Source organism: Affinundibacterium fentianense, from assembly GCF_018139545.1.
GTDB classification, from domain to species: domain Bacteria; phylum Pseudomonadota; class Gammaproteobacteria; order Burkholderiales; family Burkholderiaceae_D; genus Undibacterium; species Undibacterium fentianense.
Genome location: NZ_JAGSPJ010000004.1, coordinates 212,062 through 223,022, shown reverse-complemented (window position 1 = coordinate 223,022; position 10,961 = coordinate 212,062). Strand labels below are relative to the sequence as shown.

Sequence of the window (10,961 nt, the reverse complement as noted above, 5' to 3'; positions counted from 1 at the left end):
TGTAAATCCACAAAATCGGTTTATGCGTGTGATTGCTAGTGCTACTGGCCGTGTAAATTCATGGCGCCGACGTTTAATTGTTTCCTAATCGAAAACTCGCGACCGATTGCACTAAATCATCTGATTGGTTTCTTAAACTCATTGCTGCCGCAGCTATTTGCTCAACTAGCGCTGCATTTTGTTGGGTAACGTCGTCGATCTGCGTCACTGCAGAGCTGACTTGCATGACGCTTTGGGCTTGCTCATTACTTGCCAAGCTGATCTCTTGCACCAAATCGCATACTTTTTGAATCGCACTCACCACTTCGGCCATCGTTGAGCCCGCTTCGTCGACTAATTGACTGCCATGCTGCACCCGATCGACACTGGCATTGATGAGATTCTTGATTTCTTTGGCGGCTTCGGCACTTCGACCCGCCAAAGAGCGTACCTCGCTCGCAACCACTGCAAAACCGCGACCCTGCTCACCCGCCCGAGCAGCTTCCACGGCGGCGTTCAATGCAAGGATATTCGTTTGAAAGGCGATACCATCGATTACCCCAATGATGTCAGAGATTTTGCGCGAAGAATCGTTGATCTCTCGCATGGTCTCAACCACACGACCGACCACGTCGCCACCCGATACTGCGACGGTGGACGCATTAATCGCGAGTTGATTGGCGAGATGCGCATTCGATGCGTTGTGTTTGACCTGAGAATTGAGTTCATCCATGCTAGCCGAAGTTTCTTCTAATGAACTTGCTTGACTCTCTGTTCTCGCTGAAAGATCTTGATTTCCCTGTGCGATCTCAGCACTTGCGCTGGCAACACTCTCTGAGCCATTTCGAACGCTGGAAACGATCTTTTTGAGTGCCGTAAGCATGTCGTTGAGCGCGCTAGCAAGACTGTCAGGACGCTTGTCGTCGTTCGAAAAATCGTGGGTCAAATCACCCTCTGCGATAGCATGGGCAAGTTCGGTTGCTTCGTGCAACTCGAGACCGAGCTGTCCGATAATGCTGCGTGCAACAAGAGTGGTGAGGACAATCAAAATGATTGCACTCGTGATGATTGTAAGTGCCATGATCATGCGTAGATTCGACACCGTTGCGTCATAGTCTTGATCAAGGCGTTTCGCGTCTTGGTCGAGACTTTCGGCCAAGGCGGAAAATGAACTGTCAAATAGATCGATCTGCTTGTCAATTGCATCGTCAACTGGCCCGACTTCTTCGTGCGGTGCCTGGAGTTTTACCATCGGCAAAAATTGCTGATCGTAGATCTTTCGAATCGTTTCGATAGCACGCTTTGCAGTCTCAAGTTGTTGAGATTGTTGCGGCGTATTGACGATCTTGCCGGCAAGCGCGAAGGAGGTGTCGATTTCTTTATGGATCTGATCCCACTTCTTCTTCACATCATCGAAGTTTTGATTGATATAGGTATCCGCGACAACTCGGTAGGCCTGTGCTCCTAAATTTGCGTCATGCTTTAGCTGGCCAGCATTGCGCAGGGTGTGAACGCCATCGTTTTGCAATTGAGCGAGATGGCCAAGTGAAAGCCAATTCACCGCAAACAGAATCAGCATTACGATAATTGAGACACCGACGATGATATACAAACGCGAAGAAACTCGAAGTGAATTCATATGGCTTCCTTTTATATATTGACCAACGGCAATCGCATAATAAGGTAGCACAATCCGAAGTGTGTAGCTATTGAAAAGTAAATCTCATCGAGACAGGGCGTGCCAGCCTTATATCGTTTAGGAATTTTGTTTGTTGATTGAGCTTACATGTAAAAATTTGCGAAAATTCAGCATCGAGCACGTGGCCTTGCGAAGAAGAACCTTGCCTCTGAAGTGGTTTGATGGTGAATTGACCAAGAAGGAAGGGCGAGTCATGATAATGAGCTCCAGGGACTTTGGCCTTATCCGAAATCGTTACATAGCGGAAGAGGGAAGAAATTGGGAGGACGGCGGAAGACCGCTTCAGAGTGAGCGCGACAGTTTCCGAATCGTGTAATTTGTTGAATCTTGTTGGGATGTTAGGCTCAGTTCCCAGTTCGCTTGGCTGTTAGCTCAACCACCGTGCATTGCTCATCACTTCTGTGAAGAATTCCTTCAAAGCGGGTGCTGACATAGTGAAAGGATCAAATTCGGCAGCGGAAGAATATTTTAAAAATAGCTCCGTGTTCTCTGTTGTTGCCGCAATTAATCCCATATTCCAAGTTGTGAATTGACGTTGTGTGATCTCTTCTAGCGAGAGGATTTCTGGTTTGTTGTGGCGCTTATCTTGCAAGATATGGTGATATAGCGCATTCACCGCAGAGCGCTCGCCTTCGAGGCATTGCAAAAATATGCCATTCGAGAGACTTAGCGCACCTGTTATTGCGAGCTTGTGATTATTCCGACGTGAACTCGACAAGATGTCTTTGACGTCAGCTGGCCCCAAGTTGATTGCACGACTTGCATAGATAAGACGGATCATCATGATAGGGTTTCGCGCTCGCAAAGAGGTAAATACATGAAGTAGATGATGTGCAAAGTAATTTTTTGCAGTGAACAAATACCGATGGAACAGAGGAAAAAAAACTAGAAAAAGATGATACAGGGATATCGCGATGGACTGATCCGCATTCGCCGAATAGAAAGTTGAATTAACGCTACACTCTGTCCCGATAAATGTTCTAATTTCGAGACACCGACGGTCTGCCGCACTTGTATTACTTGCTCGCCCTATTGCTAGGGGCGTGACGTTGGCTGATTTGCCCGCAACGCCACGGTGGCAAGTACAAAAATGTCAAGATAATAACCCCAGCTATTGGGTAGAGCACCTAAGAAAAGTGAACCGCATTCTTTCGACCAGGCGCTCGCTGGTCATGTTCTATGCATGCGACAATTTAAGATTACCTGCTTGGTTTGAGACAATAGAAACCGCTACCTTAATTGCCAGGAGAGACGAACATGAAACGAACCATCGCAATACTTGCCAGCTTGTGGGGACTCTGTGCGAATGCTTTTGCTATTGAGGAACCTGTTTTTGAGGTACTTAAACGATATCCTCAGTTTGAAATTAGACAATACAAGGCGTATTTGGTCGCCGAGGTTGTCGTGCCAGGGCCTGCTGAGAAAGCAGGCAATGTCGCATTTGAGTATTTAGGTGGCTACATCTTTGGTAAAAATAAGGGTAGCCGAAAAATTGACATGACTGCACCCGTCTCACAGACCGCCGCACCAGTCAAAATTGCGATGACGGCACCAGTAGCGCAAACTGAAACGGAAGGTGGTTACTTAGTGCAATTTGCGATGCCACGCGAGTTTACGATGGACAGCCTGCCTGAACCCACGAGCCCTAAAGTCAAGCTGCGCGAAATGCCGCAGCAAACCTATGTGGTATTGCAGTACTCAGGTAGCTGGTCACAGTCGCTCTACGATGAAAAACTCGCGACACTCAAAAAAGCAGCTAGTGAAGCAGGATTGACTTTAGAAGGCGAGCCCATTTTCTCCCGCTATAATGCGCCATTTTCTTTACCCTTTTTACGTCGCAATGAGATCTGGATAAGGGTCTTGATTTAGTCTGGGCTGTCGCTACTCGCAATCCAAACCGATTCCTTGTGATCGCTTGATCAAAACCCAGCGAAGGGGCTATCGCGCTTTTTTCACGAGCTTTCTTGATCCAAAATCTAAGTACGCGACCTGCCCATTCTGATCCTTGATAATCTTCAACTGAAACCCGTTCTCCGGCGCAAGCAGCTCATCGCCTGCCGGCATCACAATTTCAGTTTTTGGCAGAAATTTAGGTACTTCGACCATCAGCTTTCCCGCCTCTTGAGAGATGAACAGTGACGGGGGCGTGTCTGTTGGCGATCCCGGCGGCAAGGGATATTCGCCAATTAATTCTGTCAACATGCCCGTTTCGATGGGCAGTAGGGTAATCTCGCGGGATTGAAATGCTGGCCATTGGTATTCTCTTGCGAGTGCATTGAGTACCTGACGAAATACAATAGAACCACCTTCACCATTGGTCATGATGGCTGCGCCACGCTCAAGCGCAGGGAAGTAGACCACAAAACATCGGTACCCCTCGTTACTGCCACCATGCTCAAAATACATCGCGTCACCTTTATCTGACAACATCGGGCCGAGACCTGAGGGGGCTTTTTGTTCAGTCAGCATCGCGGTCGCCATTTTTTGTGACAGTGTCTTGCTAGATTTTCCAGCACGCGCTTTGGCGATTTCAATTGCCCATTTGCTCAAGTCGCTCGGCGTGGTCCATAGGCCCGCTGCGGCTAATTCTGGATAGGTATGCCAGCGTCCAACAATCACTTTACCTTCCTCATCGTGTCCAGCGGCGGCAAGGTCTTGCTTTGCCTTGGACAGGGGTTGCTCAAAAGCGCTATCTTGCATACCAATAGGATCGAGCACGAGTCTTTTTACAAGTGAGGGAAATTCCTCGCCTGTGGCGTCCATCATGGCTAGTTGCATGATGGTTGTACCACCACCCGAATATTTCCAGGTCGAACCCGGCGTCATCTCCACCTGCACTGCCGCAGTGTTGGCAGGCGCCTTACCTTCGAGTATTTGTTGTACCGTCGGTACGGGTGCCCCTACTGCATAGCCAGGAAAACCGTGAACATTTAAGCCAGCAGAGTGCGAAACCAGTCGACGCAATGTCACTGCTTCTGTCTTGGTGTAGGCATTGTCTGGCAATTGCCATGACTTCAGAAAGGTATTGATGGGGGTGTCGAGTGCAAGGACTCCCTGTTCAACCAATCGGAGCATTGCGGTTGCGGATACCGGTTTACTAATTGATGCGGCTTGAAATAAGGTGGTGGCAGAGACAGCGTCATTGCTTCCCGCAGTCTTAACTCCAAAACCTTGCGCCCAGGCGAGTTTTCCGTCTTGCACTACGGCAATCGATACGCCAGGCACTTTGTATTTCGCCATACTATCAGCTAGTGTGTGGTAGTGCTCAGGCGCGCCTTTTATTACGATGCTAGCGGTCATTCTGTTGGTAACGCGTTGTATTTGTTCATCGACGTATTGCGCTCTAGCACTCGGATTGAGGGTGAGTAGGAATAAGAGTGTTGCCAAGTGGGAGGTTCGCATTGTGTGCTCTCGTTGATTGCAAGGATGGATGAAATCGATTAAAAAAAGACAGCGCATGTATCAGAAGATTTATCCAGATAAAGGCCTGATTTCACTGGAATTGATCTAAGCATTGTTGGTGGGCACGTCAATCTAACTAGAGTCCAACCTTACCATATTCCCAAAAAGAGCAGTGCAAAATCTCGCGCAAAGTCACCTAATTCGTGCTGACCGCTCTCTCTTAAAAAGTCGAAGCCAACCAGCTTGATTTGCCCAATTGGTCGACGCTTTTCCCACCTATTTTCTACTTCATTCAAAAGTGTTCGCGACGACAAATCGTTTTTTCATCACGAGTTTTTGTCGTTTCGTCGCATATCGGATTTCGTCATAAAAGAAATTCGATACAGTGCGAGCCGTTAAGTGAATCGCACAACGTGTTCAGTTTTTTTCTTTTGAGGCAATCATGCAAATACCAAAAAGTTCAGTCATCACGCTTATCCTTTGTAATGTGATGGCAGTGTCAGCACATGCTCAGCAATCCAGCGAAACCAAAGCACAGGTTCAAGCACAGACGCAAACACAACGTGTCGAAGTACAAGGCAAATCACAGGAAGAGTTTGCTCGCACGGAAACTGCCGCAAGGTCGATTGTCAGCAATGCTGAACTCACACGATTTGGCGATAACAATATTGTGGATGCGATGAAACGCGTACCTGGCGTGCAGGTCACCAATAATAAATTGCACTTATTGGGAATGGCCGCGGGTTATACGCAAATTCTAATTGACGGTGAAGCGCCACGTGGAATTACGATCGAAGATATTCCGCTGAATATGATTGAACGCGTCGAAATTTACCGCGGCGCAAATGCGCAATTTAGTACCCAGGCGATGGCTGGGACAATCAATATTATCCTTAAAAAGGCAGCGTCCAATAAACAGCATAGTCTCAAAGCGAGCATCGGTCATATGTTCCAAAATAATGGGGGCGTCGATTGGTTTCATTCCGATAAAAACGGCAATCTCTCTCATACGGTAAGTGCGAGTTTATCTAAGGATCGTATCAGTGCCGGACAGTCGGATGATTCGACGACGAATTTTGTGAACGAAAACATCCTCACTGGCAATAAGAGCCAGTTTCAAAATGTGTCGCACAGTAAGCGAGGCGACGAATCCGTGCGGATTTCACCAAGGATACAATATAAAACTGATTCGAATATCAATCTGACCTCAACGTCTATTTTTGCACATAATCGTTTTAATGCAGACACCACGAGCCAGTTTAATAATGTTGCTGGACGTGTTTTTGAAATTGGCAAAACAACTTCTCATGACACCAATCGTGGTACCAATTTCGGTAGTACGCTCAAAGCGGTGACCAGTTTGGATAACCAAATTGGTGTCGATGTCAGTGCAGGCTTTCAAGCCCAGAGTTTCATCGCGCGATCCCATTCTCAAAACTATTTGCCCGATGGCACACTCCAATTTAATCGTGACATGAATACCGATGTCCACGTCGTTGTTGGCATTACGAATGGCAAATTGAGTATTCCAACGAATGCCGAGCATGATCTGGTCGTCGGTTGGTCTGGCTGGCGTGCGAATGTGGATGTCGAAAATAATCAGAGCGACCGATTTGCATCGAGTCAATATGATATCTATCGACCACATAGTGCCAATTCGGTCATGGACAATGCGGCTTTTTATGCGCAGGATGATTGGAAATTCAAGAAAAATTCTTCAGTTTCACTGGGCTTGCGCTGGGAATCACAAGGAATACGGACAGAAAATAATTTCGGTGAAAAGGTGAGCAACCGTGCCAGCGTTCTCAGTCCTGTGATCCAGACAATGTGGCAGCTGGATCCACAAAATACTGAGCGAGTTCGTCTCGGTGTGTCGCGCACATTTAAAGCACCAGAGGGTACGCAGTTATTAATGCCGAAGATCTATGTGATTAATAATTCGATCGAAAGCCCGAACGTAGTTGGTAATCCGAATTTACGACCAGAGCTCTCTTGGAGCATCGATGCAGCTTTCGAACACAATGGCAAAGATGGTCTCAATTATGCGATCCGTGCCAAAGCGCAATCGATAGAAGACATCCATCGTGAAGTCGTGTTTGAAGCCGACAAAGCCTACTGGAAAAAATTTGTCAACGCGGGCACCGCGCAAAGTCAAAGTATCGAACTCTCCACGCAATTTCCGTTAAAGCGTTGGATGGATAAGGCGCCTGACATGGATTTTTCAGCGAGTTACTCGCACTTTTGGTCAAACGTGAAGGATTTGGCGACGCCCTATAACTCGCTCACCCCGTATCAATACGTTGTGACCTTTGGCGCTAATTACCGAGCGAAAGATATACCACTCACCGCTGGCATCAGCGCCAAAATCCAAGATTCACATTGGCAGCAAATTAGCTTGACTGAGCGCCAATACCTGAAAACGCCGAAGAATGTCGATGTGTATGCGCTCTGGAAATTCGATAAACAAAGTCAAATGCGTTTCGCATTGAATAATCTCTTAGGCGGCAAAGCGTATGACTCCTTCACCTATGCCAGCGTAGGTAACGCACGCAGCCAATCCGCCCGAGCCGTTCCAACCGCGCGTAACCTTAGCATGACATACGAGTATAAATTTTGAGTTGATTGTCACCTAGCCATCCCCCGACTTTGCGTCGGGGATTTTTTTGTATGCATGGCTATGATTTGGTGCGAATTGGTATGAATCCGTGAAACTTGTTCATCGTTTCAGTTGATCGCCTTTCATTCCTCAATCTCTGCACTGTATCATCCGAATTTTCCATTCCATCGCTCCTCTATGTTGATTCAATCTCCTCTTTGCTAAGCTAGTCGCACTGTAATCACTGATGGAGATCGACGATGAAAAAAACTTTATTGGCTTTGGTCTGTTGCGCTGGTTTGTTTCACACTTCGGCGCACGCACAAACAGCGGACTTTGATCCACGTGCGTGGAAGAAAGATGTGCATGGTAAGGCGACTCAAGTACTGGTATTAGGATCGCCGCATTTAAGTGCATATGGCGATAAATTCAAGCGGGACCATTTATCCGGCTTGCTTGATAGATTAGCGCAATTTAAGCCAGACCTTATCACGATTGAAGCTTTGTCAGGCGAGCAATGCGAATTTGTACGCGCCAACTCGGTCACGCATCCCGATGTCTTTAAAGATTATTGCTGGGACCCAGCACCTGTGCAAAAAGCCCTAGGCCTAGGTTTGCAAGACGCTTTGCTTGAAATTCAATCGACACTGAGCAAGTGGGCGCAACAATCTAAAGTGACCCCGAGTGCTGCCGAGCGGCGTCGTCTGGTTGCTGTGTTTTTGGCAGCGAATGACCGCGCCTCGGCTCTCGTGCAATGGCTGCGATTGGATGCCAGTGAACGTAAGGCGGCGGACGGTATCCCTGAGAACATGTTGAAATTCCTCAATCGTGAGGTGCCTAAATACAATGAAAATTACGAGCTTGCGGCAGTGTTGGCTGCGCGAGTAGGTCTGGAACGCGTCTATGCAACCGATGATCATACTGCAGACGATATTACCGATAAGGCTGGCCCAAAGTTCGGAGAAGCATTGCAGAATATGTGGAGTCAGATCGACTTCCCCGAGAAGAAAGAAGCAGTCGCTCTGGAAGCAGCGTTGAATTCTTCTGAAGGTTTGCTGAACTTATATCGCTTCTTTAATGATCCAAGCAAACTGCAGGCATTCATTGCAGCGGATTTTGGTGGTGGGATCAAGCATGTCACGCCAGAGCTATACGGTCGTCAATATGTCGCATGGTGGGAGACGCGCAATTTGCGTATGGTAGCGAATATTCGCAGTGCATTTGGCAATCAGCCTGGCACGAAGGTTTTATCTGTGGTTGGTTCTTCCCATAAACCTTACTTCGATGCCTATTTGAATATGATGCATGAAGTGCAGTTGGTGGATGCGGCGAAATTGCTGCGATAATCTGTCTTGCGCGAAAAGTAGCCAGATCGGCTTGGTCTGGCTTGCTAAAATATTGTTTGCGTTGCGCTAAGCTTCCTTTGTTTTTTGCTTTGCTCTTTCATGTATCGATGGCGAATTGCCGCGTTGGCGATGCTATGACAGGTTGATCAAATGCATCGATTCAATTGATGAAGGAAAATGCTATGGATATGCATAAGGAGACGCGATGAAAGTAGGATACCGCATTAAAAAAAACGCCATCGTTTTCGTCCTATTGAGTATGCTCGCTTCGCTGCAAGGATGCATGCTGTTAAATAATGTGGATACGATTTCAAAAGAAAAAGTAATCGCTCCCAGCCTTTATCGTGGCATCGCGATTGTTGGTGTTGCCCTTGAAGCTGATTGGCCTTACCCACAGTTTTCTATTAGCCTAGATGAATACAGTGTAGAAAAACAGGCGATTACGGGGAATTGTTGGCGCTTTAATAGAATGACCGCTAGCGTTCCCAAAGAAGTTAAGTCAGTGCATTATTTTGCATTTGAGGTAGAACCCGGCCACTACACGATGAGCCCATTTAACACGCCATTTCAAGATGCCAAGCAAGTACAGGGCTTCCATGTACCTGCTGGTCAAATCACCTATATCGGGGATTTTATTTATACAGGGCAAAAATCGATTGAACTCCGTAGAAATTATCCAGTGATAGAAGTGGATTTGAAAAATTATTTCCCTAATATGAAGGCGACAGTCAAACTCGCAGAGTCTGTGTTGATCGCCCGCCCCTCTCTGTTTTTATGTGCACCATGATGGATAGGCTAGTTGTCCTCAATCCACAATTTGCGATCTACTCAACCGCGCTCAGAATAAAATCTGCGATTAATTTATCGGTAATCTGATGCGGATTACGCACGCCATAGTTGGTCGTCGTGACTAATGCCACTAAATCCAGATCAGGAAAAACAACGACCTTATTACCACCAGTTCCGGCCATTTGATAGGATGGATGCTTGACGCCGTTTGCACTGTAGGGATACAACCAAAGCAAGTAGCCATAATTGCGTTCTTCGTCGACTTGCACCTGTGGCGAGATGGATGCTTTCACCCACGCTGCCGGTAAAATTTGCTGTCCTTGCCAGCTACCACCATTCGCTAACAATTGACCTAGTTTTAAAAGATCGCGACTACGTAAGCCCAAGCCACCGCCGCCTTGTGCTAGACCTAAAGGCGAAAATTGCCATTCTGTTTTGTTGATACCCAAGGGCGAGAACAAGTTTTTTTGCGCGAAATCTTGTAGTGGCATTTTGCTCGCACTCTGTACCACAGCGCCTAAAGTAGTAGAGCCAGCGGTGCAATAACTAAATGAACGTCCATACGGTGATGCAGACGGTTTGGGTATCCAAGCAGGAAAACCCTTAATCGGTAAATCGAGATAAAATTTCACCCAATCTTCGATCAAATACATGCGCTCTTCATTCCCGCGAGAGAATTGATTTTGATCGTCGCATTCCATCATCGAACTCATCGTCAACAAATCTTCGACCGTGATTTTGGCTTTGCGTGGATCGGGATGATCAAGTGGTGTTTTAGGTTTGAGTTGACTGAGGATAGGCGTAGTGAGGGTCATATGACCGCGCGCTATCGCAGCACCTGCCAACATCCCCGTTACCGTCTTGGTCGCAGAGCGAGTATTACGCATTCCCTCTACGCCATCAGCATCATAGTAAGATTCAAAAACCAGCTGACCACGACGCGCGATCAAGACGCTGGTGATTTGCTGAAATATCCCCTTCTTAATCGCTTCATCCATCGCTGCCAATTTCGCCGTATCCATCTTTTGGCTAGCGGGTGATTCTTTCACCCAATCATTCTTGTCGTTTTGGGGATGGGCGATTGCATAGCCATTCAGCAGCATCGCGCAAATCACAAATCCCAGAGCGGGTTTACTTTTCATATCAAATC

8 protein-coding genes are annotated in these 10,961 nt (G+C 47.2%); 4 read left to right on the top strand and 4 right to left on the bottom strand.

All coding sequences use genetic code 11. The features are described from left to right. Nucleotides 1–73 precede the first annotated feature (73 nt). Both KDM90_RS18330 and KDM90_RS10770 read right to left on the bottom strand, forming a co-directional pair. Nucleotides 74–1,618: a methyl-accepting chemotaxis protein gene (locus KDM90_RS18330; protein WP_212675611.1), complete on the bottom strand. Its 1,545-nt coding sequence runs from the start codon at nt 1,616–1,618 to the stop codon at nt 74–76. Between the two features lie 427 nt (nt 1,619–2,045). Next, on the bottom strand, nt 2,046–2,462 hold the full coding sequence (locus KDM90_RS10770; protein ID WP_212675610.1) for a BLUF domain-containing protein: 417 nt from the start codon (nt 2,460–2,462) through the stop codon (nt 2,046–2,048). Between the two features lie 473 nt (nt 2,463–2,935). Here KDM90_RS10770 and KDM90_RS10765 point away from each other — a divergent pair, with 473 nt between their 5' ends. Further along, complete coding sequence (locus tag KDM90_RS10765; RefSeq protein WP_212675609.1) at nt 2,936–3,547, top strand: SOUL family heme-binding protein; 612 nt, start codon at nt 2,936–2,938, stop codon at nt 3,545–3,547. A 69-nt stretch (nt 3,548–3,616) separates the two neighbouring features. Here KDM90_RS10765 and KDM90_RS10760 read toward each other — a convergent pair whose 3' ends face one another. After that, nucleotides 3,617–5,080 (bottom strand): serine hydrolase domain-containing protein, encoded by a 1,464-nt coding sequence (locus KDM90_RS10760; protein WP_212675608.1) that lies wholly within the window; start codon nt 5,078–5,080, stop codon nt 3,617–3,619. Between the two features lie 442 nt (nt 5,081–5,522). On the opposite strand from KDM90_RS10760, the gene KDM90_RS10755 reads away from it, so the two are divergent. The 3 genes from KDM90_RS10755 (at nt 5,523) to KDM90_RS10745 (ending at nt 9,809) form a co-directional block, all read left to right on the top strand. Continuing rightward, on the top strand, nt 5,523–7,697 hold the full coding sequence (locus tag KDM90_RS10755; protein WP_212675607.1) for a TonB-dependent receptor plug domain-containing protein: 2,175 nt from the start codon (nt 5,523–5,525) through the stop codon (nt 7,695–7,697). A gap of 239 nt (nt 7,698–7,936) precedes the next feature. After that, nucleotides 7,937–9,022: a DUF5694 domain-containing protein gene (locus tag KDM90_RS10750; RefSeq protein WP_212675606.1), complete on the top strand. Its 1,086-nt coding sequence runs from the start codon at nt 7,937–7,939 to the stop codon at nt 9,020–9,022. 205 nt (nt 9,023–9,227) lie between these two features. Further along, nucleotides 9,228–9,809: a hypothetical protein gene (locus tag KDM90_RS10745; RefSeq protein ID WP_212675605.1), complete on the top strand. Its 582-nt coding sequence runs from the start codon at nt 9,228–9,230 to the stop codon at nt 9,807–9,809. Nucleotides 9,810–9,846: 37 nt separating this feature from the next. Here the strand turns inward: KDM90_RS10745 and KDM90_RS10740 are convergent, their stop codons facing one another. Continuing rightward, on the bottom strand, nt 9,847–10,953 hold the full coding sequence (locus KDM90_RS10740; RefSeq protein WP_230409738.1) for a serine hydrolase domain-containing protein: 1,107 nt from the start codon (nt 10,951–10,953) through the stop codon (nt 9,847–9,849). Nucleotides 10,954–10,961: the final 8 nt, after the last annotated feature.

Coding starts and splice junctions, on each gene's coding strand:
- KDM90_RS18330 (WP_212675611.1), bottom strand. CDS start 1,618: ATGAATTCACTTCGAGTTTCTTCGCGTTTGTATATCATCGTCGGTGTC.
- KDM90_RS10770 (WP_212675610.1), bottom strand. CDS start 2,462: ATGATGATCCGTCTTATCTATGCAAGTCGTGCAATCAACTTGGGGCCA.
- KDM90_RS10765 (WP_212675609.1), top strand. CDS start 2,936: ATGAAACGAACCATCGCAATACTTGCCAGCTTGTGGGGACTCTGTGCG.
- KDM90_RS10760 (WP_212675608.1), bottom strand. CDS start 5,080: ATGCGAACCTCCCACTTGGCAACACTCTTATTCCTACTCACCCTCAAT.
- KDM90_RS10755 (WP_212675607.1), top strand. CDS start 5,523: ATGCAAATACCAAAAAGTTCAGTCATCACGCTTATCCTTTGTAATGTG.
- KDM90_RS10750 (WP_212675606.1), top strand. CDS start 7,937: ATGAAAAAAACTTTATTGGCTTTGGTCTGTTGCGCTGGTTTGTTTCAC.
- KDM90_RS10745 (WP_212675605.1), top strand. CDS start 9,228: ATGAAAGTAGGATACCGCATTAAAAAAAACGCCATCGTTTTCGTCCTA.
- KDM90_RS10740 (WP_230409738.1), bottom strand. CDS start 10,953: ATGAAAAGTAAACCCGCTCTGGGATTTGTGATTTGCGCGATGCTGCTG.